This window comes from Brevibacterium sp. 'Marine', assembly GCF_012844365.1.
Classification (GTDB): domain Bacteria; phylum Actinomycetota; class Actinomycetes; order Actinomycetales; family Brevibacteriaceae; genus Brevibacterium.
In genome coordinates, this window is the sequence record NZ_CP051626.1 from 3,813,900 (window position 1) to 3,838,320 (window position 24,421).

Here is a 24,421-nt window from a genome sequence, read left to right on the forward strand (position 1 = left end):
GACTTCACTTCCTTGTCTGGTCCGGATATCGGTTTATGAGGTCGACGTCAGTTCCCGCAGGCATTGCTGCCGTCGGTGCGATGTCTGACAGGTCCGTGCCACCGTCGGCTTCGGCATCACCCAGCTCATCTGCATGCGGCCGCCTTGCTTTGTGCCTGACCACCCGTGCGAGTGTGTAGGCACCAGCAGCGGCACAGACGGCATAACCGATGATGGACCCGTAGGCCGCGCCGAACATTCCGTAATGCGGAATCAGGGTGATGTATGCAATGAGCGAAGCCACGGTGCCGATGATTTCGACGACCGACACCGTTCCCGGGGAGTCCGCAGCGATGAGGAGGCCCTGTTGAACGCGTGTTACTCCGAAGATGACGGCGGATACAGCCAATGGGATGATAGCGGCCGCCGCTGGCGCATATGAGTCCGGCAGAACAATAGCGATCATGGCGTATGCTGCGGCTGCTAGTACTGTGGCAGAAGCTACCAGCAACAGAACGCTTCGGGCGACTATTCGCACCACCGGGAAAGAATGGGAAGAGAAGCCCTGCGACCAATTCCGCAATGAAGCATCAACCCACTGTTGCACTGGCCAGGTGGCCATCTCGAGAACAGTGGCAACAGTGACATAGAGGCCGAGTGCGGCCGAACTACTCAAGATCGGCAGAAGCAGACGATCGGATCGGAGCATGGCAGAGTTGCTGAATTCGGATGGGAGCAGCACCCAGCCCCGCCGGCGGAGTCCCCGCTTCTCAGTTCGGGTGGGTTCCAAGTGCTTCGAAGGGCGGGGTGCGACAAACAGGAGGACCGCTGTCGGTATCGCGGAGGCCGCATAGGCCCACATCCACACTACCGGGTCATTTACACCGATCAGCACCAGCAATACCGCTCCGACGACGATGATCAGTTGGGTGGCGATCGCATTGAAGGCAAACCATTTCCACTCACGGCTGCAGACATAGGCAACGCGCAGAGCATGCACCAATGAATTGAGCGCAACATAGGCGGCAACCGCGATTACACCCATCCACATCCATCTGGTGCTGAACGGTGACAGCGCGGCTGCGACGAAGGCGATGGGCAGCACGCAGAGAGTGCCGGGCGCCACCATTCGTGCAAAGACACGATATTCGGTGCCGAATCCTCCAGAACGCGAAGCGATGAAGGGTCGTTCGAGTCCCATGACTGCGAACACGGAAATGAAGTATGCCAATTGCAGTGCAAAAGCCAGGTCCCCGCGCCCCGCCGGGCTCAATACGACAGCGGCCAGCAGATTGACTGCGACTGCACCACCGGCAGCCAAGATCTGGGCCGCCACCAAAACTGCGGCGGCAAGCTTCGTGCCCCTCTGCCCCTCACTGATTGACATCACTGGAGTTCTCCCGTCCAGTGAAAACCGGCATCGTGTCGTGACCGTGTTTGCTGATTCCCCGCCGACCGACGACTGTTCGCACCGTCTGCAGAAGGATGGAGAAATCGAGTCGCAGACATCTGCCGTCGACGTAGTCCACGTCAAGGCGGAAACGGTCTGCCCACTCAAGATCATTACGACCCTTGACTTGAGCCAATCCGGTGATGCCAGGACGAACCTCATGCCGTCGAGCTTGCTCAGGCGTATAGAGATCGAGATATTCAATAATCAAAGGTCGCGGACCGACAAAGCTCATATCACCGCGCACGACGTTCCACAGCGAGGGGAGCTCGTCGAGACTCGAAGCGCGTAGGAAACGACCGAGTCGCGTCAGGCGCTGTCCGTCAGTCACACGCACTTCGTCGGGCTCCACCATGGTCCGGAACTTCAGAATGTCGAAGACCTTTCCACCCAGCCCTGGCCGAGGCTGCCGGAAGAGCACCGGTCGACCGTGCACTGCCAGAACGACAAGGGCCACTCCGGCGATCAGCGGCGATACTAAGATGAGCCCGACCATGCTGCAGCAGATATCGGCCGTCCGTTTCACGTTGTCATAAGGGGACTGTCCGTACGATGTGTGCACACGTCGAGTGCTCGTCACTGCTCGCTGTCGTCTGCCTTCCGACATCACTCCCCCTGACCGAGGTTCAGCGCTCTTTGGAAGAGAACCGATACCCCTTCGACGGCAGGGGCGAGCTGGAGGGCTGAAAGTGCGTAGATGTCTCGAGAGCAGCCGTAGGGGTCCACGACATCGTCGTACGCCGGAAGTTTGAGATTCCGCCTCCGACTCCGACGCCGACCAGCTGCTTCGACTGCGGCACGCAAGCGAGTTGCTCTGTCGGTTGCAGAAACTGCACCTTCAGCCATAATGTCCACGTCTCGGGTGACTGCCGCTAGACTCGAAAGCTCTCGTATTGTGAAGGTTCTGCGAACGATTCGAGGGTTGAGTTCGACGACCTCACGCCTTTGATCGCGTGTCATCGTGAGCACGAGATCAGCAGCCCCGAGCATATCTTCATCCACTTGCCGAGCATGTTCGGCCCGACCTTCGATGACCCCCATGAACCCGGCGATCTCCCATACTTCTTTCGGTGTCCGATGGCCCAGGGCCGCTCGTGTACCGGCCGAATGAACGCGGATTTCGCGGACTTCGGCGAATCGCTGCGCAAGCACGAGCTCTGCCAGAGTCGACCGGCAGAGATTACCCGTGCACACCGTGAGAACGTTGAATTCTTCTGACATCAGCTCTTGACCGTCCGCCTGCAACTTGCATACACAACCGCGGATTCGACCCGCTCGGTGTTCTCCATGTGTGTGCCCTCCTTGACTATGGTCTCCGTGCGACTGTTCCGAGCCGAAGAACGCGATTCCCTCGTAGCAGCCCATAGAACGACACCGCCGTGCCCGGCCGGTGACCGAAGTCTGGAAGCGAGTTCGATTTCACGCTAGCTTCGAAGACATTCGCCCGACTCACTCCGACCCTTGCCGTGCGGAGGTCCGCAGAGGGAGTGCGGATATCCACTCCCGCCATGCCGTCTCCCCCCCCCCCCCCCCCCAGGGCGTAGACCTTGAACTGCTGGCTCAGCAGTTCGACACCCATTGCCGTCATCGCGGGGCTCATTCAGTCACGAGACTTCTCAGCGGGGCGTCTCCGGTGGTTGATGCGACTCGCGCTTGGAGGAAAGCCGCTATGGTCGCGATGACCCGCTCGACATCTGCTTCGTTCATCGATGATCCGCTCGGCAGCGTCAGTCCTGTGCTGAAGAGCCTTTCGGAGACATCTCCCCCGTACATCCGCGCCCCCGCGAAGACCGGCTGCAGATGCATCGGCTTCCACAGCGGCCGCGTCTCAATGTTGTGTTCGGCCAACCATGCAGCGAGTTCGCCGGCGTTGAAACCCGTGCGACTCTCATCGACGAGGATCGCCGACAACCAAGCGTTGTCACCGTGTTCGTTGACGTCACCGAAAAGTGAGACCCCGTCAGTCGCCGCGACGATCGAGTCGCGATAACGGCCGCGGATCTCCCGACGCCGTTCGACCAGCCCCTCGAGTCGGGCCAGCTGTGCCCGCCCGAGTGCGGCAAGCAGATTACTCAGACGGTAGTTGAAGCCGACCTCTCTGTGTTCGTAATGCGCCACAGGCTCCCTGGCCTGAGTCGACAGATACCTGGCGTATTCCGCAAGATTCACATCGTCCGTGAGCAGAGCTCCTCCACCCGAGGTGGTCATGATCTTGTTGCCGTTGAATGACACCACCGCAGCCTCGCCGAGGCTGCCGCAGGCTTGGTCCCCATAGTGCGATCCCAGCGATTCCGCGGCATCGACGAGCACAGGAACGTCGAATTCGGCTGCGATCGGAAGGATCCGACCGTAGTCGGCAGGCCGTCCGAGCAGGTCGACCGGGACGATTGCTGCAGGCTTCGTTCCGCTCACGATCGAGTCCTTCAGTGCCCGATGGAGTTGGATCGGATCCATGTTCCCGTCGTCGACGCAGTCGACGAACACGGGTTCGGCCCCGCAGTAGGTGATCGCATTCGCCGTCGCTGCGAACGTCATCGTCGACGTGATCACTCGGTCTCCCGGTTTCACTCCGAGGCCCAGCAGTCCGAGATGCAGAGCTGCTGTACCAGACGAGAGTCCGACTGCGTATGCGACTCCCACCTTGTCTGCCAGTTCCCTCTCAAAGGCTTCGAGGTCGGGGCCGACAGGAGCGATCCATCCGCTGCGGAAAGCACGGAGCAGATATTCTTCTTCGAGATCTCCGACATCTGGTCCTGACAGCAGAATCCGCTTGGCAGCCGGGATGATCTGAGACGGAGCAGCCACCTGAGGCTTCGTCGGCACCGCATCCGAAATCGTCATGGCCTGACCTCATCCTTGACCAGCCTGACCGGCGCTGGCAGGTAGGCAGGTCCACCGACGGGTTCTCGGCGGTGCGCTTGATGACCGACTTCCTCTCGGGGAGCCCCTGGGTGGCCGATGTCCGGTTGAGTCCGGCAACTGCGACTGCAGAATTCGTCGATGACACTTCGCTCGGCCATGACGACGGGCAGATCGACAGAAGAGAGTTCTGGCGCCTCCACGCGGCTGATCTTGTCGTGGATGCGGATGACCGTACCCTCGTAGTCGCCGAAGAGCTCTTCGTCGAGCTTCTCGCCTTCGCGCAGTCCGGTGTAGACGATTTCGGTGTTCTGATTCGACATCGCCACGAGACTTCGGGCGATGTCGACGATGCGCACGGGCTCTCCCATGTCCAGGACCATGACGTAGCCGTCTTCGCCGATCGTCGCCGCCTGCAGCACCAGCTGGCAGGCCTCCGGGATCGTCATGAAGAAGCGCCGGACCTCAGGGTCGGTGACCGTGATCGGGCCGCCCTGTCTGATCTGCTCCTGGAACGACAGGAGAACCGATCCGCGGGAGCCCAGAACATTGCCGAAGCGGACAGAGAGGTAGGTTCCGGGCGATTTCGCTGCGAATCCGCTGACCAGTCGTTCGGCGATCCGCTTGCTCCGACCGAGTTCGCTCGTCGGGGCAGCGGCCTTATCCGTCGAGATGTTGACGAATGTTTCGACTCCGACAGCATGCGCGGCTTCGAGGACATTGAGGGTGCCGTGGACATTCGTCTTCCAGGCTTCCTCGGGGAACCGCTGCAGCATCGGCAGATGCTTGAGTGCCGCCGCGTGGAAGACGATCTGCGGCTGCGCCTCGGCGAAGATGTGGTCGAGGGCGCTCCTGTCACGGATATCGGCGAGCACCGTGTTCGGCGACATCAGCAGTGCAGAACCGTAGAGCGTGAGTTCGACTCCATGCAGCGCGGTCTCATCCCGGTCGAGCATGACGAGACTCTCTGGGTGGAGAGCGAACAGCTGTCGGCAGAGCTCGCTGCCGATCGATCCTCCGGCTCCGGTGACGAGCACCCTCTTGCCGGCCACCTTCTTCGCGATCTCCGCCAGATCGGTGTGCACCGGAGCACGACCGATGAGGTCTTCGACCTTGATATCGCGGATATCGCCGATCTCGACCTTCCGATTGACCATCTCTGCCAGGGGCGGGATCGTCCTCAGCCATTTCCCCGTCGGCTGCAGACGAGCACGGCAGGTCTGCAGGAAATCCGCTTCGGAATCGGCGATCGCAACGATGACTCCGGAGACATTGAGCCATCCGGCCACCTCGGCGATGTCCTCACTCGTGCCCCGAACACGGACCCCATGGATGCTGAGTTGCCGTTTGTGCGGATCGTCGTCGATGAGACCGACGGGAAGATACGCACCGTCGGGGTCGGAGAGCATCTGCCGGATGAGGGACTCAGCCGCGGCACCGGCGCCGACGACGAGCACTCGCTCCCCCTGCAAAGGACGAGTTGCGATTTGGTGGGACCAGCGGACGAGGTACCGGCTGCCGGTCATGAAGATGACGGCGGAGAACACGGTGAGCAGAACGAATGGGGAATCCCCCAAGGTGACAGCCATCAGACCGCACGCGATGATCAGGGCGATGATCGCGATGCCGCCGTATTCGGCGAAGCTGCCGTAGTGGTAGCGACTGCGATAGAGCCCGATGAGCAGACCGAGGAGCAGCTGCAGGACCACTGCGGTCGTTGCTGCGGAGGCAAGTTCAGCTGCGCCGACGACACCCGCACCCATGACCGCCGATGCGAGCAGTCCGGCAACAGCCCATGCTCCGACGTCGAAGACCAGCTGAAATCTGGTCTTGTTCCGCCAGATCCGCATCGCCAGCCGCGCCGACCGGGGTGCACCGGCGGACACCGGAGCCGGCGGAGCCGCGCCCACCGCGCCTGTCCGGGTGAGTGGATTCGGATGTTCTGACACAGTCATCGTGATCTCCCATGTTCGACTCTTCCGGCCCCGTCACTGTGGCGGCCGGGCATCGTCGGTGAGAGCCGGCGATGCTGCGTTTCCAACTGCGGAATGCGTCGACTTCACGCTAGGAGTGCGATGACTCTGTTCTGGTGGTTGCGGAGAGGAGACTGCGGTCATCCGCGATTGCGGTGCGGGTCTCCGCGGGGCGTTCTGGCGCAGACGGCGCGAACCGTCTGCGGCTCACGCTCCGCACGGACGCCAGCTCAGACCGCGGCGAGACGCGGGTTGCCCGCCAAACGAGACACGAGTTCTGTTCGCGACCCGACATCGAGCTTGCGGTAGACAGCCGTGAGGCGGAGTTCGACGGTGCGCAGGGAGACGAAGATCCGCTCGGAGATCTCCCGATTCTTCAGCCCGGCACGGACCAGCTCGACGACTTTGAGCTCCTCATCGCTGAGTTCGCCGAGGCGCGGAATCTCAGACATCGTCGGCGCCTCCGGCTCGTCGACGATCTGACCGGTGCGGAGATGGTCGGCAAAACGATCGGCCCCGACTTCGCGAAACAGCGCGGCAGCGGCGAGCCTCTGTTCGCGTGCTCTCAGCTTCGACCCGTTGTCGGTCAGTCTCGAGGCGAATGCCGCATGAGCGACCGCCTTCTCGAAGACGAATTCAGTGCTGCCGGACTGCCGCAGCACTCTCCCGAACAGTTCGGTGGCTGTCTCCCCGGCGGCCAGGAGAGCTTCGCTCCGACCGACGACCAGATCGGTCCACCGAGATGGGCACGCCTTCGCGCGGTCACGCAGCTTCTGCAGCAGAAGAGTCGCATGCTCGCGTCTGCCCACACCCACCAACGCTTCGATGAGGTCGCCGTCGATTCGACGCACGTTCGGGTTGGCCTCGTCCACGGACAGCTGTTCGCAGCGTCGAAGGTGCCCGAGCGCTTCGGCCAGACAGTCGGTGCGCAGCAGGTATCTGCCCTGAAGCGCATTGAGCTCGGCCAGCAGGCGGTGGTTGTTCGTCGCCGAAGCCCAGACCGCCGTCTGTTCCTCGACGAGCCCTGCTTCGCCGGTGCGTCCGGTCAGCAGCAGCTTCCAGGAGTGCAGCAGCAGGATCCGATCCTGCCGAACGACGACGAGTCCTCTGCGCTTGTCGGCCTCCGATTCCGCGATGACCTTGTCGATGACCTCGACGGCCTGACTGATCCGGCCGAGGCGCATGTTCAGATCAGCACGGACACAATCCACCTGCCGCTTCCAGACCCTGGTCGCTGCACAGGTCTCACCGATGTGATCGAGTACGGCGGTCGCGGCTTCATAGTGCTCGGTGAGAACCAGCCCCTGGGCCACGGCGAGTCCGAAGCTCGGTCTGATCGAATCCTGATGTTCCTGCAGGTTCGCGAATCCCGCGAGCGCCGACCTGTCCTCCCCACTGTTGCTGTCGAGCAGGATGCGCACGGCGCGGACAAGCTGCTGCTCGCGGTCGCGGACGTGCTCAACGACAGCTTCGGCAAGTGTCAGAAGCTCCTGCGCTCGGGCGAATTCGCCCCGTTCACAATGGCAGAGCGCCAGAGTCAGCTGCAGGCGCGCCACTTCGGCGGGCGCCTGCTCCGATTCGCGACTGCTCCACGATGTGAACAGCGGGGACGGCAGCGTCTGCGTCTCGAGGAAGACATTGCGGACCTCGAGCGTCCGAGCCCGGACGACGACCGCGGCCCGATTCGACCGGGAGGCGATCCTCACATAGCGGCGCGAGAAGGCGAACTGCCCGTGATCGGACAGTGTCTCGGCGATCTCGACCAACTGACCGCGCAGCTCCTCGATGTCGTCGCAGACTCGGATGGCCCGTTCGGCGAATTCGGCACCTCCGGCAGTGAGTCCGCGGCGCACCAGGCCGAGAGCGTGCGCCGCCAGCTGCTGCGCGGTCTCCTCACCCGGGTCGATGAACGAGACATGCCATGCCTCGATCTGCGGCCATGTGTCGGCACAGTCCTCGGCCAGGACGAGGTGGGTTCGGCGTCGCTCGCTCGCCCCCATCGACTGCTGCACCATGGCACGGACGAATCCGTGCGGTATCCGCAGAAACGCTCCCCGACGTTCGATCGTGCCGCGCGATTCCAACTCGTCGACGGCTTCCCAGAACCCGGGCAGCCTCCTGGCCAGGGGCCGCAGCGGAGTCAGCGGGGACAGCGACAGGCATCTGAGCAGCGCATCGGCGCCATCGCTCAGCCCCTCGACGTAGTCGGCGATCATCGGGCGGCTGGCCGGTCCCACTCGCACCGGGATCGACAGCGCGATCTCCCCGCGCATCTCACTGGGCGCCATCTCCTCGAGGATGTGACAGACGGCCAGGGGACGACCGGCTGCGGCGTGGGCGGCGACCTGGGCCGCCTCCTCGGCGATCCTCGTGTGTCCGAAACGGGACAAAGCGAGTTCACGGGCGAGCTCGATGAGCTCGGCGATGCTGAGATCCGCGAGTTCGATCTCCGGCACCGAGGCGAACGGACCGTCATCGTCGATCGACCGAACCGTGATGACGATGTGCAGACGTCCTGACTTCAACCGGCGCAGCGCCTGGCCGAGCACCCGCTGCGAGTCCATGTCCATGTCATCGGCATTGGGCACGAGGATGAGCGTGTCCTCCTCTCCGGGGATCGATCGGAGAGCCGCCATCATCCTCGGCACGATCTCATCGGCGGCGAGCTCCGCCGGATCGGAGGGTCCGTTCGCGGATGCGCTGACTGCGGCGAGCAGACCGCCTAACCCGGACAAGGGCGTGTCCTCGTCAAGCGGACTCGATGCGACCCTGATGACCGTCCCGTCCCACTCCGACTCGAGTGCTCGCAGGATCGAACGCCTTCCGGACCCGAAGCCGCCGGTGAGGGCAGCGGCACGGTGTCGGGAGAGGAGGGAGCGGAGGTCGCCGACTTCCTTGCGACGAATCACCTGACGCATGATCCGCCTCCCGTTGTCGGGTTCGGGAAGATCGTTCCGAGAGGGAGTCCCGGCCCGGGGACGGCCGCTGCCATTCGCACGGCGCGGGGATCGGTTCGCAGAGGAGGCTGAGGTGTGATGTCCATACTCAGATACTGCTCGCCGGCAGCCGCCTCGGACCAGGTGGTCGATACGGGAATACCCTTCAGGTCACTACTCAGTCACCGGCAGGTCACCACTGGAGCATCACTGCGAGTACTCACTCGTGTCCGAAATCCCGCAGTCGCGCATACTCGGTTCGAGCTCAGGCGCGCAGTCGACCTTCGGTATCCCGCACCGCCTCGGCAACCTGTTCGCGGCGCTCGATGCCGAGTTTTCGGAACAGCCGGTACGTGTGTCCTTCGACCGTTCGCACCCGCACCCCCAGCTCCGCAGCGATCTCCGCATTCGATCGGCCGGCGACGATGAGCACACTGATCTGCTTCTCCCGAGCAGTCAGACCCGTGACCTGCCCGCCCGGTCCGCGGCTCTGGCCGGCTCCGAACTGCGCAGACAATGCGACACATCTGCCCGCCAGGTCCGGCATCGACGGGCCGTATTCCTCCGCAAGCGACGTCAAAGCAGCACGATCATGATCGCGCAGAGCAGCGCCGAGGCGGCCGACGATGTCGAACTCACGCCCGCTTCCGTGCGCGGCCGCTTCACACATCGCCTCGGGTGCGATCTCGTCGAAGTGCAGGAAGAGATGCAGGCGGATGAGGACGACGATCGCCGCTGCCCCATCGGCTTCGGCTTCGTCCAACATGCGGCGCAGCTCGTGTTCGTACTTGGGCTCCCCTGTCCGAATCGCACGTGCAGTCGTCCGCAGCACGAGCGCCCGCCGATATTCATGGTAGGGAGCAGCCACGGGCAGCTCATCGAAGCGGGCATGCAGATCATCGGCCTCAGCCGCAGTTCCCACCCGAGACACCGCATATTCGGCCTCTGCCAATGCGATGGGAAGCTGCGTGCCCAAGTTCCAATAGGTCAGCGATTCGATCGCGGCTCGCAGCGCTTTCATCGCCCCCGGGAGGTTGCCCTCAAGCAGGTGGGTCTGCGCCCACAGCAGGTCAGTCGGTCCCGAACGGGCTGACAGATACGCGATGTCATGGGTCGGCAGCGCTGTCATCAGCTCCTTCGCTTCGGCTACCCGACCCAGCTGCAGCAGAGTGCGCCCCCGCAGCATGGCCACGTGGAGCACTGCCGTGCTTTCGAAGTGGAATTCGGCCTGCAGGGATTCGAGGAGGGCGAGCGCTTCCAAGGTGAGGCCCGAGTCGAGCATAAATGTTGCATGCAGCATCGTGTCGAGGAGGTGGAAGCTGCCTGGCGCGACGCTCTCGTGGGAGAGTCCTTCGAAGAAATCCACCGTGACCGGTCGTTCTTCGGCCATGACCGCAGCGACTCGGTCGAACAGCTTGAGCCCGAACTCTGCGTCCACTCCCCCTCCGGGGTGTCCGTCACCGTCGTCCTGCAGCCGTTCCAGTGCGGTGCGGAAATCCGCAAGCCGCAGAGCGGGCGACATGGAGCTGAGAGCGCGATTCATCCACACCACGAGTGAGTCCACGACCAGCTGGGCGCAGCATGCGGTGCGGACCGCGTGGGCCAAGAAGTCGAGGCCGAGCGGAGCTTTATTGCATCCGCAGTAGAGCAGAGCGACCGAGAGCAGCTCGTGCGGGCTCATCCGCTCTGTCGGGATCTGCCCGATCAGCCGCATGGCCCGATGCCAGTCTCCGAGGCGGGCGGCGGCCAGTGCGGCCTCGATGGTCTTCGACTCGCTGACCTCTGCTCCGCAGATCAGTCCCCATTCGGTCCTGACCACCTGCGACCACTCCGAAGGCGCATCTCCGCAAGCGTCGATGAATTCGAACCACTCTCTGCTCCGACCGGTCGGAGTTGTGAACCTGATCGTGTCCGAGGCGTGGTTCTCGACCGCCCTATAGATATGGGACCGCTGCGCGTCGATCTTCAGCTCGCCGGCGGCCACGAGCGCATCCGCGGCTTCCCCGAGTCCCGCCTCGAGCAGTGTCGCAAGTTCCACCTCTCCCGCAAGGACGACAAGCTCGAGGGCTTCCGTCTCCTGCGGCGAATGGTCGGCAAGACCGATCCGTGCATAGTCGCGGGCACGCGCATCGTAGTCGGTGTCGAGTCCGTCGAGGATCCACACTCCTCGGCGCATGAGGAAGCGCGAACGTCGTGAGGTGTATTCGAGGAGTTCGATGAGCTTGCCCGGATTGCGCTGCGAATGGAAGTCGACGATGTCGACCACGGCCTGGGACACGATGTGACCGAGGCGGTGTTCGATCATCGACCGATAGTCCTCAAGCGGCAGAGGGCCGAGGACGAGATGCTGGAGCACACGGTCTTCGACCAGAGTCGAGAACGGCATGACCCCGCTCTCGGGATTGGACCGCGACATCGCAACGAGCCTGATCGAACCGACGCTGGCCAAGTCGGCCAGGATCTCCTGCGAGCGGGAGTCCAGCAGGTGGGCATCGTCGACGAAGACCGCCTGGGGAGTTCGAGTCGAGGTGAGCCGGGACACGATTCGCCCCAGCAGCGCGGAAGGGTCGCCATCGAGGTCGACGAGCAGACCGAAGACGCCGAACTCGGTGTTCTGGTGCACCCGGTCCCCGCGGATCCAGATTCCGTCGCTCCCATCCGCGAAGGCCGTTCTCGCCAGGAGGGTCTTGCCGACGCCGATCTCACCTTCGATGAGGATGCCGGAGCATTCCGAACAGCGCAATGACTGACGGATCAGGTCGAGTTCGCCTCTGCGTCCGAAGATCTCTGTTCCGTCAGGAGCACTCGAGACGGCTGCTGTGGTCAGTTCCTCAGCCATTCCGTCACCACCTCTCGCAGCTCCTGCCGATTGGCCACGTGCACTCGGCGGTAGAGACGGCCGAGGTGCCATTCGACGGTTCGGGCCGACAGGTGCAGCTCCACTCCGATCCCGGCGCTCGTCCGGCCGTCGACGACACCGGTGATGATTGCTTCTTCGAGCTCGGTCAAGTTCTCATGGAACAGCTTTCCATCACTGCCGAAGTCGAGCTCGCGCCGACTCCGCCCCAGCAGGATCCGGGCTTCTTTGGTGGCTGCGGCATCGCCTTCGGCGACGGCGCGCTGTCGGGCCTCGCCGGACAGTTGGGCGCAGAGCACGACGGCGCCGAAGAGCAGCGCCTCACGGGCCGCGGTGATGAGCGCCTGCAGATCGCCTGTGCTGAAGGCATGAGACACAGCACGCAGCAGACGACCGAGGGCACCATCGACCCTGCCGGCCGACGCCGCCAGGCAGCCGATGGCCTGCTCATGTCCGAGCCGGCCGGCTTCGAGCCAGGCGAGGCAGGCAAGAGTGTGCGCGCCGTGCTCGTCCGCCCAGGCCCCGAGCTCGTACAGTTGCGGGCCTGCGGGCCCGGGCGACGTCTGCGCCAATGCCTGAAGGTCGAAGAGTCTGGCTTCGAAGGACGCCCACCACGAGTGCCGACTGGCGTCGGAGCCCTCGTCGACGGCGATCGGGACGACTTCGCTCCGCTGATGTGTCAGCACCGCGGAGAAAGACAGCGCCGACCTGGCCATTCCCGCTATATCGACGATGTCGCAGGGGTCGGCACCGAGGTTGAGTTCGCTGAAGATGCGGTGAGCCTTCGCCGCGTTGCCGGTACGCAGGTCGATGAGCGCGTTCGTCAGTCTGGTCAGCCGTCGGCTGGACGTCAGTTCATCCATTGCCGTTCGCGCCTCGGCCCAGTTGCCGGCGATGAAGTTCGCCACGAAGAACTGCGGGACGGCATCTTCCCGTTCGAACGATTCGGGCCCGGGAAGTCCGAACATGAGCCGGGCTTGGGCGATATAGCTCAGCCCCAGTTCGATGTGCCCGGCCATCACTTCTGCCACGCCGAGGAACGCACACGCCCTGAGACGGTGGCGCACCGAACACGCGTGGTTGAGATAGACGCTTTCGGCCAGAGCGCAGGCAGCGGCGATCCGACCCCCTTTGAGTTCGAATCGAGCACGCGTCGCGTCCAGGCGGCCGATGTCGATCGGCAGCGAAAGCGTGTCCCGGACCCAGTCCAGCCGCAGATCCTCGGGCCTCCGTGGGTCCACCAGCCTCAGTTCCATGGAGGCGAGTCGGGACAGGTACTCGTGCTTTGAGGCATCCGGATTCAGACATGCTTCGGAGACGAGCGGGTCCATGATCTCCCTGGCCTGCCTGAGACGGCCTGCTCCCCACTCGCAGCGGGCGAGCTCGAGGTCGATTTCGGAGCCGCGGTAGCCGCTGGTCCGGACGATCTCCGCGGCTTCGAGGTACCTGCCCTGTGCGTTCCCCCAGCCCGCGGCCTCCCGCACCTGTTCGGGAGGCGGCACTCGCCCCAAGGAGATCGACCACGCGGCGCAGCCGAAGAGCGCCCGACCATGGAGAGCCGAACGGTCGACCACGGAATCGAACCGAGTGAGCAGTTCGAGACTGCGAGAAGGCGGAACCGCGGCGCGGACATTCTCAGCCGTGACGGGTTCGTGCATGCTCACCTCTCCCCCTCGCCCTTTCGAGATCGAGAGCAGACCGTCCTCCGCCAGAGCGTCGATCGTCTGCGGACTGGTGAGTCCGACGAGCACGTCATAGGGCACCGCTTCGATGAGAGAGACGGTTTCGATGACCTCTCGACTGGACTGATCGACCCGGGCGATCGCGGTTTCGACCCCGCTGGTCCGGCTCCGTCCGAACAGCAGCCTCTCGAGCAGCCGCGGATTGCCATGGGCCAGGGCGGTCAGCTCCGAGACCGATCTCGTCTCGGTCTCCATGAGTCCGATGCTGGTGATCATCGCCACCGCATCCGCCTCGTCGATACCGTCCAGATCGATCCTGACGACGTTTCCGGCCAGCCACAGGCCGGCGATGAGATCGACCGGCGGGCGTGCGGATTCGGCGGCGATGACGAGCGTGATCCTGCGTGCATCCGTCAGCTGAGCCAGCACTGCGAGGGAATGATCGTCGACGAGATCGGCATTGTCGACGACGACCAGAGAGCGCCCGCCCGCGGCTCTGCGTTCGAACAGGTCACCGATCACCGACAGCGCTCGACCGGGTGGGAGGTCCGTGTCGATGCCCTCCCGTGACAGCAGGATTTCGAAGATTCCGAGGTTTCTGGCCCGCGCATTCTCCGAGCCGCGCAGACGGGTGACCGACAGATCGGGGTCGAGACGAGAGAGTGCGGTGTTGACCAACGCGGTCTTCCCGACGCCCGCCGCGCCGATGATGAGTGCGCCCAGATGCTTCTGCCCGGAGAGCGCGTCGACGACCGTCGAGAGTTCGGACTCGTATCCGAAGAGCCGGCGCGAGGGTGCGACCGGGGGGATGTGTGTGGTCCTGCCTGACACGTCACTCAGCTTTCCGTACCCCTGGGGATCTTCTGCGGCGGGGAATGCGGAGCCCAGCGGCACGGGGTTCGGTCCGGAGAGGCTCACGTCTCGGAATCAACGAAGAAATTCCACAAACAGTATTACCACTTGCGATAGCTGTAGTAATACATTTTTGAAATAAAGTTAGGCGATTGTGACATCAACGTCCGCCCCCACTGGGGGCCGCCTCGGCGAGGATATCCCTCATCGCCCACTTGTGAGCCCGAACACCGGACCGTACCATTGAAGGAAAGTTACTGAACGATCTATAAGGAGCTCGCATGGACACACTACTGAATGCAGAAGAGCGCGATTTCGCGCAGCAGATGCGTCAGTTCTACCGCACGGAGATCCCCGAGGAGCTCCGCTTCAAGGTCGCCACCGGCCAGGAGCTGAGCAAGGAAGACATGGTCACCTCGCAGCGGATCCTCAACGAGCACGGCTACGCCGTGCCGAACTGGCCGGTCGAATGGGGCGGCCAGGACTGGACCCCCGTGCAGCGTCACATCTGGCTCGAAGAGATGCAGCTGGCCTGCGTTCCGCAGCCGTTGCCGTTCAACGTCTCCATGGTCGGCCCCGTCATCGCCACCTTCGGCTCGCAGGAGATCAAGGAGCGCTTCCTGCCTGCCACCGCGAACATCGATATCTGGTGGTCGCAGGGATTCTCCGAGCCCAACGCCGGTTCGGACCTCGCCTCGCTCAAGACCACGGCGGTGCGCCAGGGCGACAAGTACATCGTCAACGGTCAGAAGACCTGGACGACCCTGGGTCAGTACGGCGACTGGATCTTCAACCTCGTGCGCACCGATCCGGATGTGAAGAAGCAGGCCGGCATCTCCTTCCTGCTCATCGACATGAAGACCCCCGGCGTCACCGTCCGTCCGATCCAGCTCATCGACGGCGGCCACGAGGTCAACGAGGTCTTCTTCGACAATGTCGAGGTGCCCGTCGAGAACCTCGTCGGCGAAGAGAACAAGGGTTGGACCTACGCGAAGTTCCTCCTCGGCAACGAGCGCACCGGAATCGCCCGCATCGGCGGTTCGAAGGTCAACCTCGCCCGTGCCAAGGCCTATGCCGCGGTGACGAAGACCGCTCGCGGCACTCTGCTCGACGACCCCCTGTTCTCTGCTCGCCTGACGAAGATCGAAGCCGAACTCACCGCGCTCGAGATGACCCAGCTGCGGATCCTCTCCACTCAGGCCGCCGGGTCCGACAAGCCGGATCCGCGCTCCTCGGTGCTCAAACTCAAGGGCTCCCAGCTGCAGGAGGACATCTCCGAACTCCTCGTCGACGTGCTCGGTCCGCAGGGTCTCGACTTCGTCTCCGACCGCGTGCAGGGCCAGGGTCTGTCCGACCTGCCCAACGGCGCCGTCGACGCATTGCCCGGCTACTTCAACACCCGCAAGGTCACCATCTACGGCGGTTCGTCCGAGGTGCAGCGCGGAATCATCTCGAAGGCACTGCTCGGTCTCTGAGATACCGACGCTCACCCGATCTCCCAAGAAGGACAACAATGGATCTTGAACTCAACGACATTCAGCAAGAACTCGCCAGCACACTGAACAAGTACCTGCGCAGCGAGTACGACATCGCCAAGCGCGAAGAGATCCTTCGCAGCGACGAGGGCATCTCCCGCGAGAAGTGGCAGGCCTTCGCCGAGATGGGACTGCTCGGGCTTGCGATCCCCGAGTCCTACGGCGGCGCGGACATGACCTTCAACGAGGTGGCCGTGGTCGCTGAGGCGTTCGGCCGCTCCCTCGTCCTCGAACCGTTCCTGGCAACCGCAGTCCTCGGCGCCAACGCCGTTCTGCTCGGCGGCAGCGAGGAGCAGAAGCAGGCCATCCTGCCCGGTGTTGCCGAGGGGCAGACCTTCCTCGCTCTCGCCGCACTCGAGCCCGGACTGCGCTACGCAGTCGACGCCCCGCAGACCCAGGTCTCCGGTGCAGACGGCAGCTTCACCCTCACCGGTGAGAAGACCAACGTGCTCGGCGGAGACGTCGCCGACCACTTCGTCGTCACCGCCACGCAGAACGGCGAACTCGGCCTCTACCTCGTCGCCGCTGATGCCGAGGGCCTGACCCGTGTGGCTCAGCGTCAGGCCGATGGCCTGGGCAGTGCGAACCTCAAGCTCGACGGTGCCGCCGCCCAGCGCCTCGACGCCGCCGACGCCAACGCCGTGCTCTCCGAGGTCCTCGACCTGGGCAACGCCGCGATCATGGCCGAGGCAGTCGGCGCACTCGAAGCCTCGCTGACGATGACCGCCGAGTATCTGAAGACCCGTGAGCAGTTCGGTGCTCCGATCGGTGCGAACCAGGCTCTGCAGCACCGCGCCGCAGACCTCTACGCCGAGCTCGAGTACGCACGCAGCATGGCCCTGTATTCGCGCCTGGCCGTCACTTCGGAGGTCCCCGGTGCCGAGAAGGACCGTCACCGCGACGTCATTGCCGCGAAGATCATCGTCGACCGGGCCGCTCGGAACATCAGCCAGGAGTCGATCCAGATGCACGGCGGCATCGGCATGACCATGGAATACCCCATCGGCCACTACGCCAAGCGCCTGACGGTCATGACCCGCACCTTCGACGACTCGGATTCGCTGACTGCAGAGCTCGCCGAACTCGGCGGACTCATCGAACCCAAGGCCGCCGACCTCAACTGAGGCAGCGGCACTTCAGCGCCGCACGTTCGACCCCGAGCGTGCGGCGCTGCGTCGTCGAGGCCCGCCGGCACCCACCGAGGCGGCCGGGTCCCGGCAGCACAGAAGCGCCGAGGCGGCACGACCAACGTCGTGCCGCCTCGGCGCTTCTTCGTCTCTGCGTCCCAGCCGGTTTCCGACAGACCATGCGGAGGACTCCGCTGCCGGCAGCGGTCTCAGTTCACGGGCTGGTCGTAGACGTGGCGGCGGATCCAGGAGTGCATGGTGATCGCGGCGGCGGCTGCGGCATTCATCGACCGCGTCGAACCGTACTGCGCGATCGAGAGCACGTCGCGACTGGCCTGATGCGCTTCCTCGCTCAGTCCCGGCCCTTCCTGACCGAACAGCAGCAGGCAGCGCCTGGGCAGATCATAGGTCTCCAGCGGCACGGAGTCCGGGAAGTTGTCGATGCCCAGCAGCGGCACGTTGTTCTCGGCGCACCAGCTGAGCAGGTCGTCCACGCTCGGATGGTGGATGACGTGCTGGTATTTGTCGGTGACCATCGCCCCGCGCCGGTTCCAACGGCGTCTGCCGACGATGTGCACGGCTGCGGCGTTGAAGGCGTTGGCGGTGCGCACGACCGAACCGATGTTGAGATCGTGCTGCCAGTTCTCGACGCCGACGTGGAAGTCGTGCCGCGAGGCGTCGAGGTCGGCGACGATCGCGTCGTGCTTCCAATACCGATACTGATCGACGACATTGCGCCGATCGCCTTCAGCCAGCAGCTCCGGATCGAAATGCTCTTCCACAGGCCAGGGGCCGGTCCACGGACCGACCCCCACCTGCGGTTCAGCGCGGTCGGTCACTTGCCGTCGCGGGAATCATCCGCCGACTTCGCGTCCTCGTCGTCCGCTGACTCTGCGGTCGAGCCCGAATTCTTCACATCGTCGTCCGAATGGTCCGAATCCTCCGCGGCGGCGGAGTCATCCGATTCGTCTGCGGTCGAATCCGACGTCTTCGCACTCTTCGCCGAGGCGGCGGCACCGACTTTCTGCGCGCGCTTGCTCATCTTCACGGTCTTGCCGCCGCGTCCGCCTCCGGACAGCACCGAGCGCACGTACGCACCCGAGGCCAGGGCATGGAGGATGACGGCGAGGACCAGAGCGATGCCGGCGGCGACGAGGCCCTCCCACCACTCGGCCTGACCGGCGAAGGAACGACCGGCGATGCCCAGCGGCGAGGTGAACGGCGTCCACGACAGCACCTTCGCAACAGTCCCGGTGGGTCCGATGATGACCGGGGCGAAGAAACCGGCCACGGTGATGACGCCGATGATCGTGACGAAGGTGGCGCGCGCCTTGTTTCCGACGACGGTCGATGCCCAGACGAGCAGCGCGAACACCGACCAGGCGGTGAGCAGCAGGGTCAGTGCGAACCAGCCGAGGCCCGGCAGCATGGCGAATGCCAGGGACGTCTTGCCCGACAGCGAGAGCCCGAGCTCGGTGACGACGGCGGCGGCCACGAGGTGGACAATGATCAGGGTCAGCATGCCCGTGATCCGGCCCGAGGCGGAGGCGCGCGGCGGAATCGTGGCCGCGATGATCTCGGTGATCCGGTTGCGCTTCTCCAGACGCAGGTTCTGGTACAGCGCAGTGCCCAGAGTGGCGACGACGAGAAGCGACAGTGCGACCATTCCCCACAGCAGCGGCGTGGCCACATCGCTCTCGACGGCCGGCGTCTCGAGCAGCGTCGCTTCGGTCTTCGGCGCGAGCTTCTCGAGCAGTGCGTCGGGCTGTTTGTCCAGCGCGATGATCGTCGGCTGTCCCTGACCGCTCGGGTCCTGGATGAATGCGGCGTCGACCTTGCCCTCACGCACGAGCTTCTCGGCGGCGGGGGCGTCCTCGGCGTCGGTGATCTTCACACCCAGCTGCTGTTCGTACATCTGAGCCTGCTCGCCGACTCCGACCATCGCCATGGTCGGGGTGCCCGAGTCCTTCTGCACATCGGCGACGATTCCGGAGATGATCGCGGCCAGCACGCCGAGGATGATCACAGCGGCGGTGACCAGGAAGTACGGGCTGCGCATGGCGGTGGTGGACTCACGGTTCGACACGAGCCACGCGGCCTGGCGGTTGCCGACGTCGACGAATTCCGAGACCAGTCCGGTCTCCGGCAGTTCGTCCGAGTCGGGGGTGTCCTCGGCGAGCTCGAAGGGAACGTCATCGAGGCCGGCAGTCGCGCCGGATTCGTCGGCGTCCTGCGCGTCGGTGGCTTTCTTCGTCGAGGCGGCCGATCCCTGGGTTGCACCAGTGACGGTCGCCTCGTCGTCCGAGTCGACCTCCTCGGCGGTGGTCTCGTCGTCGATCACATCGTCGTCGACGGGCAGACCGAGGTCGTCGATGCCTTCGCCGGCCGTGCCCTTGGACACGAGCGGTTCCGGGGACTCGTCATTCGCATCCTTGTCCTTGCGCGCCATTACAGAGCCTCCTTGTACTGCTCGGCCAGTGTCGGGCGGACACTTTCGAAGTTCTTCACATTCTTCAGCTCGGCCACGGCAGCGGCGGCTGTCCTCGCGTCATTCGCGCGGAAGCTCACGGCCTCACGTCCGGCGGTCGTCACGTCGCTGATTCCCGTCCGGGATGTCAGCGCCGAGGCGGCCGCCTCGGTGTCGGTCGTCTCGACTCGGTAGTGCGGGTCGCCGAGCAGCTTGTCGACGCTGCCCGAGGCGGTCACCTTGCCCTGGTTCAGAATGATGACGTCATCGGCGAAGGTCTGCGCGGCCTCCCAGTCATCGGTGGCCAGGATGACGGGCACTCCCGAGGATGCGTGGGCCCGCAGCAGGGACGTGACCAGGCGCAGCGAGGCGGCGTCGAGGCCGGCGAAGGCATCATCGATGACGACGACGTCGGGGTCGGCGGCCAGGGTTGCGGCGATGTCGACGCGGGCGATCTCGGCACCGGAGAGGTTCTTCAGCGGAGCGTAGCCGCGGTCGGCGAGCTCGAGGTGGCCGAGCAGGGTCAGCGCGTTCCGTTCGGCCGCGCCCAGGGTGATCCCGTGCAGGCGGGCGAGGTAGACGATCTGGTCGAGCACGCGCATGTTCGGGTATCCGCCGCGTTCGGCGGGCAGATAACCGAAGTTCTGTCGGTCCCCGAAGTCGAGTTCGAAGTCCTCGAGTTCGATGGCGCCCTCATCGGCGGCGATGAGGCCCATGATGATGCGCACCAGTTCGGTGCGGCCCGCCGATCGGGTTCCCACGATTGCGGTGATCCGGCCCGCCTCGGCGGTGAAACTCACCTCGTCCAGATATGTCCGCTTCCCTTTGCGCAGGGAAACCTCTTTCAGTGTGAGCACGCGTCATCCTTTGCATCGAACAGTTCTTGGGGAGTGTCTCATCTATCGTGTTGAAATCAGAGACTTGTTTCAAACCACGTCCTCGATTTCGACAGAATTGCCAGTCGAGTCCCAGGTCGTGATCGGTGAGCCGATTCCTCACCGAGGCAGCACCTCACAGGTCCACCTCGCCGAGGCGGGTCTCAGTCGAGTCCGAGATCCGCGGTCGTCAGCGCGGTCAGATACGGAATTCCCGTGGCTTCGACCCGTTCCTTGGCGCCGGTGTCGCGGTCCATGACCACGGCCACGGCGACCACCTCGGCGCCGGCTTCCTTGAGCGCGTCGACGGCGGTGAGCACGGAACCGCCCGTCGTCGAGGTGTCCTCGACGGCGATGACGCGCTTGCCGGCGACATCGGGGCCTTCGACCCGCCGGGACATGCCGTGCTTCTTCGCCTCCTTGCGGACGACGAAGGAGTCGAGCGGGGTGCCGCGCACGACCGAGCGGTGCATGACAGCGGTGCCGACAGGATCGGCACCCATGGTCAGACCGCCGACGGCGTCGACCTTGTCGAGCAGATCATGAGTCTCGAGCAGATCGAGGACGACATCGCCGACGAGCGGTGCCGAGCGGTGGTCGAGGGTGACCCGACGCAGATCGAGGTAGTAGTCAGCCTCCTTGCCGGAGGAGAGGGTCACTCTGCCGCGCACCACGGCGAGTTCGTCGATGAGGTCGAGCAGTTGTCGGCGAGTGTCAGCGCTGTCGGTCATGGACTCCAGTCTAATGGGCGGTCGGCGCGCGACCGTTCAGCACCGTCTCAGCGGCTGCCTCCGACGCAAATCGGCAACTCCGCGACCGAGGGCGCGCTGCGTGGAAGGAACCGAGGCGAAGCACTGCGTGAGGAACCCGTGCAGGGCTCGGCGTGAGGAACCCGTGCAGATCGCTGCATGAGGCTGCGTTCAGTGCTCCGCGTGAGGATCCGGTCGGCGCTGCGTCTGTAGAGATGTCATAAAGAATCAACGGGACTTGATGCTCACGGTGGGTCTCGGTTGTACAGTGGCAACAGCACCGTGCAACCCTGCCGGTCAACTGTCTCAGAAGGGACGTGAACAACATGGGTTTCATCGCATATCTCATCCTCGGACTCATCGCCGGAGCCATCGCCAAGGCGATCCTGCCCGGCAAACAGGGCGGCGGCTTCTTCGCCACGCTCATCCTCGGCGTCATCGGTGCCATGATCGGCGGCTGGCTCGGCGGCATGATCTTCGGCGCAGAGATGAATTCGTTCTTCTCGCTGTCGTCCTGGCTGTGTGCCATCGGCGGTTCGCTGATCGTACTCATCGTCTGGGGCCTCATCACCGGACGCTCGAAGTCCAAGGCCGCCTGAGCCGCGGCTCACTTCAGAGAACCGCTTCGGGCGGTGCCCCGGCTGCGCTCTGACACACCCGCAGCCGGCCCGTCGGCAACAGCACAGAAAAAGGTGGATAGCCCAGTTTCAAACATGGGCTATCCACCTTTTTCTGTGCCGTTCGCGTGCCGCGGCACGGACCGACCTCAGCGGCCGCGGCTGACGATGCGAACGTCGATGTCGATGTCCCCGACGGGCCCGTCCACCGCGGCCCGCAGGTCGACGGCGATGACGGCGAAGAGCTCATCGACGATCTCGGTCACAGGTCGGCTGTCATCGAGGTGCGCATCGATTCGGACATGGAAATCCTTGCCCGTTCGCCAGGCCTCGACCTGCAGCGGCTCCGACCCGGTCCGGCGCATCACTCGTGCGGCCGCATTGGCGATCATGTCGCGCAGCCCCGGCGCCAGCCCCGTGACGCCGTCGACTCCGGTGACGGATTCGGTCAGGCGGGCCGAGACGGCCGCCTCGTCGAACCCGGGGACGGTCTCGTTCTCAGCCATCGGCTTCTCAGTCATCGGCGGCCTCCTCGTCGACGAATACGTCCTCGACGGTGACGTCGATCCGCAGTGAGGGGATGCCCAGCTCGGCGGTCAGGGCACGGGCGACGCTGCGGCGGACCTCCTCGGCGGCGGGCACGAAGGCCGTCCCCGCACTCATCATCACGGTCAGGGTGACGTCGACGGCGCTGCCCTCCGGATCGCCGGTCGGGGTCGCGGTGACGCTGCGGGCGCGGATACCGGGCACGGCATCGACGGCCTCGCGGATGATGCCGCGCACCTCGGCCGTCGAGATCCGGAAGGGGTTGCCGCGTTCGGTCGTCAGCTTCGTGGCCGGCGCCAGAGCCGCGTCCTCGCGCACGATCTGGAGGATGCGTTCGCGCAGACCCACGGTTTCCTCGGGATCGGGTTCGAAGGCCTCCATGTATTCGTCGATGATGCCGCGCAGGTGGGCGTCCGTGGCGTCGACTGACTCGTCGCTCATACCCATCCTTCCATGCCCTCGGCGATGGCAGTCCGGGCGCGGTGGATGCGTCCGCGCACACTGCCTTCGCTGATACCCAAGGTCTCGGCGACCTCGGCGTAGCTGAGACCTTCCATCTGGTGGAGCACCCACGTTACACGCTGCTCCGATGACAGAGTCTGCAGGATCTCGGAGAAATGCTCGAGTGCCGTGCGCGCCTCGACGGACCGTTCGACCGAGGCGCTGCCATCGACGTGATGGCCGAGGTCCTCGGGGTCGGAGGCGTCGGCGGGCCGGGCGGAACGGCGGCGCAGCACATCGGTGCACCGGTTCGACGCCATCCGGTAGATCCACGTGCCGAAGGCCGCAGGATCGGCCAAGGCGTCCAATGATCTCCACGCCTTGACGAGGGTGTCCTGAACGACGTCCTCGGCATCCTGCCGGTCCCCCAGCGTGCGCCAGGCGAATCGCAGCAGCTTCCGCTCGTATTCGTCGACGAGGGCCTCGAAGGAGGCGATGTCGCCCTCGCGAGCGCGCACGACCAGGGTGACGATGTCGAAACGATCATCTCCCCTTGTCATATCACCATCGTAGGCCACGTGGGCCGCGGAACCGGCCACGTGAGCCGCGGAACCAGCCGGCCGCCTCGGCGAGGAATCCGCCTCGGCGAGGAATTTGCCTCGGCGACAAATTTTCTTCGAAACACCGCGTGAGGATTCGTCCGGGCCTGCGTCTGTACCTGTGTAAGCATCCTTCACACGAAGGACTTGCGAACCGCACACCCCTCCCACGAAAAGGAAGAACGATGCCGGAACCCAAGCAGACCGATTCGACCCAGAAGGCCCCGACCACCCAGAACGATGACGTGCGCAGTCCGCTCGTCACCGAGATGGGCACCACCACCATCGCCGAGAACGTCGTCGCCAAGCTCACCGGAATCGCCGCCCGCGAGGTCCCGGGCGTCTATGGAATGGGCAATGCCGCACGCCGTGCCTTCGATACGCTGACCGACCGCATCCCCGGTTCGCAGACCAACGTCTCCGGCGGAGTGTCCGTGGAGAAGGGCGAGAAGCAGACCGCCATCGACCTCACCATCGTCGTCGAGTACGGCACCTCCATCGTCGAGGTCGCCGAGGCGATCCGCCGCAACGTCATCCGCGCTGTCGAACAGGGCACCGGACTCCAGGTCGTCGAGGTCAACATCGACGTCACCGACGTCCACCTGCCCGAGGACGACGACGAGGCGCCGGCCAAGGACACTCCGGAACTCAACTGACCCTCATCCGCAGCACCACCTCGGCAGAAGGAATGCCATGTCGAAAACTCTCATCGGACTCATCGTCGGCCTGACGCTGGGAATCGTCGCCTACTTCGGCGGCTTCCTCGCGTTCCTCGTCGTCGCCATCTGCGGCGGACTCGGCCTGGTCGTCGGCCTCGTCCTCGACGGGCGGCTCGACCTGAGCGCACTGAGCTCACGCTCGACCACGCGGAGGTAGT

20 protein-coding genes are annotated in these 24,421 nt (G+C 64.5%); 5 read left to right on the top strand and 15 right to left on the bottom strand.

All coding sequences use genetic code 11. The features are described from left to right. Positions 1-4 precede the first annotated feature (4 nt). The 8 genes from HF684_RS17090 to HF684_RS17125 all read right to left on the bottom strand — a co-directional run bounded on the left by HF684_RS17090 (position 5) and on the right by HF684_RS17125 (position 14,654). Positions 5-1,366, bottom strand: coding sequence for a polysaccharide biosynthesis C-terminal domain-containing protein (locus HF684_RS17090; protein ID WP_169253453.1), 1,362 nt, complete (start codon positions 1,364-1,366; stop codon positions 5-7). Beyond that, the gene (locus HF684_RS17095; protein WP_282433910.1) at positions 1,353-1,955 is read right to left on the bottom strand and encodes a sugar transferase; all 603 of its coding nucleotides are present in this window, start codon (positions 1,953-1,955) and stop codon (positions 1,353-1,355) included. Before HF684_RS17095 ends, HF684_RS17090 begins: the two co-directional genes overlap by 14 nt. An 80-nt stretch (positions 1,956-2,035) precedes the next feature. Next, positions 2,036-2,650 (bottom strand): low molecular weight phosphatase family protein, encoded by a 615-nt coding sequence (locus tag HF684_RS17100; protein ID WP_169253455.1) that lies wholly within the window; start codon positions 2,648-2,650, stop codon positions 2,036-2,038. A 375-nt stretch (positions 2,651-3,025) separates the two neighbouring features. Further along, a complete protein-coding gene (locus tag HF684_RS17105; RefSeq protein ID WP_169253456.1) occupies positions 3,026-4,270 on the bottom strand; it encodes an aminotransferase class I/II-fold pyridoxal phosphate-dependent enzyme in 1,245 nt (414 codons plus the stop codon). After that, complete coding sequence (locus HF684_RS17110; RefSeq protein ID WP_169253457.1) at positions 4,267-6,243, bottom strand: nucleoside-diphosphate sugar epimerase/dehydratase; 1,977 nt, start codon at positions 6,241-6,243, stop codon at positions 4,267-4,269. The genes HF684_RS17105 and HF684_RS17110 overlap by 4 nt, the downstream gene beginning before the upstream one ends. Positions 6,244-6,491: 248 nt before the next feature. Then, a complete protein-coding gene (locus HF684_RS17115) occupies positions 6,492-9,179 on the bottom strand; it encodes a LuxR C-terminal-related transcriptional regulator (protein WP_169253458.1) in 2,688 nt (895 codons plus the stop codon). 283 nt (positions 9,180-9,462) lie between these two features. Further along, positions 9,463-12,036 (bottom strand): LuxR family transcriptional regulator, encoded by a 2,574-nt coding sequence (locus HF684_RS17120; protein ID WP_169253459.1) that lies wholly within the window; start codon positions 12,034-12,036, stop codon positions 9,463-9,465. Continuing rightward, positions 12,021-14,654: a LuxR family transcriptional regulator gene (locus HF684_RS17125; RefSeq protein WP_169253460.1), complete on the bottom strand. Its 2,634-nt coding sequence runs from the start codon at positions 14,652-14,654 to the stop codon at positions 12,021-12,023. The genes HF684_RS17120 and HF684_RS17125 overlap by 16 nt, the downstream gene beginning before the upstream one ends. Positions 14,655-14,869: 215 nt before the next feature. On the opposite strand from HF684_RS17125, the gene HF684_RS17130 reads away from it, so the two are divergent. Continuing rightward, positions 14,870-16,063, top strand: coding sequence for an acyl-CoA dehydrogenase family protein (locus HF684_RS17130; RefSeq protein ID WP_169253461.1), 1,194 nt, complete (start codon positions 14,870-14,872; stop codon positions 16,061-16,063). A 38-nt stretch (positions 16,064-16,101) separates the two neighbouring features. Continuing rightward, positions 16,102-17,247 (top strand): acyl-CoA dehydrogenase family protein, encoded by a 1,146-nt coding sequence (locus tag HF684_RS17135; protein WP_169253462.1) that lies wholly within the window; start codon positions 16,102-16,104, stop codon positions 17,245-17,247. A 212-nt stretch (positions 17,248-17,459) separates the two neighbouring features. Here the strand turns inward: HF684_RS17135 and HF684_RS17140 are convergent, their stop codons facing one another. From HF684_RS17140 to pyrE, 4 genes are all read right to left on the bottom strand, one after another. Continuing rightward, positions 17,460-18,089 carry a TrmH family RNA methyltransferase gene (locus HF684_RS17140; RefSeq protein ID WP_169253463.1) on the bottom strand — a complete coding sequence of 210 codons (630 nt, stop codon included), beginning with the start codon at positions 18,087-18,089 and terminating at the stop codon, positions 17,460-17,462. Further along, positions 18,086-19,699, bottom strand: a complete 1,614-nt coding sequence (locus HF684_RS17145) for an ABC transporter permease (RefSeq protein ID WP_169253464.1) — start codon at positions 19,697-19,699, stop codon at positions 18,086-18,088. Before HF684_RS17145 ends, HF684_RS17140 begins: the two co-directional genes overlap by 4 nt. Next, complete coding sequence (locus tag HF684_RS17150) at positions 19,699-20,574, bottom strand: ATP-binding cassette domain-containing protein (RefSeq protein ID WP_169253465.1); 876 nt, start codon at positions 20,572-20,574, stop codon at positions 19,699-19,701. Before HF684_RS17150 ends, HF684_RS17145 begins: the two co-directional genes overlap by 1 nt. Positions 20,575-20,756: 182 nt before the next feature. After that, a complete protein-coding gene (pyrE, locus tag HF684_RS17155) occupies positions 20,757-21,323 on the bottom strand; it encodes an orotate phosphoribosyltransferase (RefSeq protein ID WP_169253466.1) in 567 nt (188 codons plus the stop codon). A gap of 344 nt (positions 21,324-21,667) precedes the next feature. Between pyrE and HF684_RS17160 the strand changes: the two genes are divergently transcribed. Further along, the gene (locus HF684_RS17160) at positions 21,668-21,940 is read left to right on the top strand and encodes a GlsB/YeaQ/YmgE family stress response membrane protein (protein ID WP_169253467.1); all 273 of its coding nucleotides are present in this window, start codon (positions 21,668-21,670) and stop codon (positions 21,938-21,940) included. 167 nt (positions 21,941-22,107) lie between these two features. Here the strand turns inward: HF684_RS17160 and HF684_RS17165 are convergent, their stop codons facing one another. Genes HF684_RS17165 through HF684_RS17175 form a run of 3 tightly spaced genes read right to left on the bottom strand, consistent with a single transcriptional unit; the run spans position 22,108 to position 23,505 of the window. Next, complete coding sequence (locus tag HF684_RS17165; protein WP_169253468.1) at positions 22,108-22,479, bottom strand: hypothetical protein; 372 nt, start codon at positions 22,477-22,479, stop codon at positions 22,108-22,110. After that, positions 22,472-22,945 (bottom strand): alkaline shock response membrane anchor protein AmaP, encoded by a 474-nt coding sequence (locus HF684_RS17170; RefSeq protein ID WP_248279012.1) that lies wholly within the window; start codon positions 22,943-22,945, stop codon positions 22,472-22,474. Before HF684_RS17170 ends, HF684_RS17165 begins: the two co-directional genes overlap by 8 nt. Then, complete coding sequence (locus HF684_RS17175) at positions 22,942-23,505, bottom strand: RNA polymerase sigma factor (RefSeq protein ID WP_169253470.1); 564 nt, start codon at positions 23,503-23,505, stop codon at positions 22,942-22,944. The genes HF684_RS17170 and HF684_RS17175 overlap by 4 nt, the downstream gene beginning before the upstream one ends. Positions 23,506-23,729: 224 nt before the next feature. Here HF684_RS17175 and HF684_RS17180 point away from each other — a divergent pair, with 224 nt between their 5' ends. Then, positions 23,730-24,200, top strand: coding sequence for an Asp23/Gls24 family envelope stress response protein (locus HF684_RS17180; RefSeq protein ID WP_169253471.1), 471 nt, complete (start codon positions 23,730-23,732; stop codon positions 24,198-24,200). A gap of 37 nt (positions 24,201-24,237) precedes the next feature. Continuing rightward, positions 24,238-24,420, top strand: a complete 183-nt coding sequence (locus HF684_RS17185; RefSeq protein WP_169253472.1) for a hypothetical protein — start codon at positions 24,238-24,240, stop codon at positions 24,418-24,420. The last annotated feature ends 1 nt before the right edge of the window (position 24,421 follow it).

Excerpts from the sequence above, each read along its gene's own strand:
- HF684_RS17120 (WP_169253459.1), bottom strand. The coding sequence starts at position 12,036 with ATGGCTGAGGAACTGACCACAGCAGCCGTCTCGAGTGCTCCTGACGGA.
- HF684_RS17160 (WP_169253467.1), top strand. The coding sequence starts at position 21,668 with ATGGGTTTCATCGCATATCTCATCCTCGGACTCATCGCCGGAGCCATC.
- HF684_RS17115 (WP_169253458.1), bottom strand. The coding sequence starts at position 9,179 with ATGCGTCAGGTGATTCGTCGCAAGGAAGTCGGCGACCTCCGCTCCCTC.
- HF684_RS17135 (WP_169253462.1), top strand. The coding sequence starts at position 16,102 with ATGGATCTTGAACTCAACGACATTCAGCAAGAACTCGCCAGCACACTG.
- HF684_RS17090 (WP_169253453.1), bottom strand. The coding sequence starts at position 1,366 with ATGTCAATCAGTGAGGGGCAGAGGGGCACGAAGCTTGCCGCCGCAGTT.
- HF684_RS17185 (WP_169253472.1), top strand. The coding sequence starts at position 24,238 with ATGTCGAAAACTCTCATCGGACTCATCGTCGGCCTGACGCTGGGAATC.
- HF684_RS17130 (WP_169253461.1), top strand. The coding sequence starts at position 14,870 with ATGGACACACTACTGAATGCAGAAGAGCGCGATTTCGCGCAGCAGATG.
- HF684_RS17180 (WP_169253471.1), top strand. The coding sequence starts at position 23,730 with ATGCCGGAACCCAAGCAGACCGATTCGACCCAGAAGGCCCCGACCACC.
- HF684_RS17175 (WP_169253470.1), bottom strand. The coding sequence starts at position 23,505 with ATGACAAGGGGAGATGATCGTTTCGACATCGTCACCCTGGTCGTGCGC.
- HF684_RS17165 (WP_169253468.1), bottom strand. The coding sequence starts at position 22,479 with ATGACTGAGAAGCCGATGGCTGAGAACGAGACCGTCCCCGGGTTCGAC.
- HF684_RS17100 (WP_169253455.1), bottom strand. The coding sequence starts at position 2,650 with ATGTCAGAAGAATTCAACGTTCTCACGGTGTGCACGGGTAATCTCTGC.
- pyrE (WP_169253466.1), bottom strand. The coding sequence starts at position 21,323 with ATGACCGACAGCGCTGACACTCGCCGACAACTGCTCGACCTCATCGAC.
- HF684_RS17105 (WP_169253456.1), bottom strand. The coding sequence starts at position 4,270 with ATGACGATTTCGGATGCGGTGCCGACGAAGCCTCAGGTGGCTGCTCCG.
- HF684_RS17110 (WP_169253457.1), bottom strand. The coding sequence starts at position 6,243 with ATGACTGTGTCAGAACATCCGAATCCACTCACCCGGACAGGCGCGGTG.
- HF684_RS17170 (WP_248279012.1), bottom strand. The coding sequence starts at position 22,945 with ATGAGCGACGAGTCAGTCGACGCCACGGACGCCCACCTGCGCGGCATC.
- HF684_RS17145 (WP_169253464.1), bottom strand. The coding sequence starts at position 19,699 with ATGGCGCGCAAGGACAAGGATGCGAATGACGAGTCCCCGGAACCGCTC.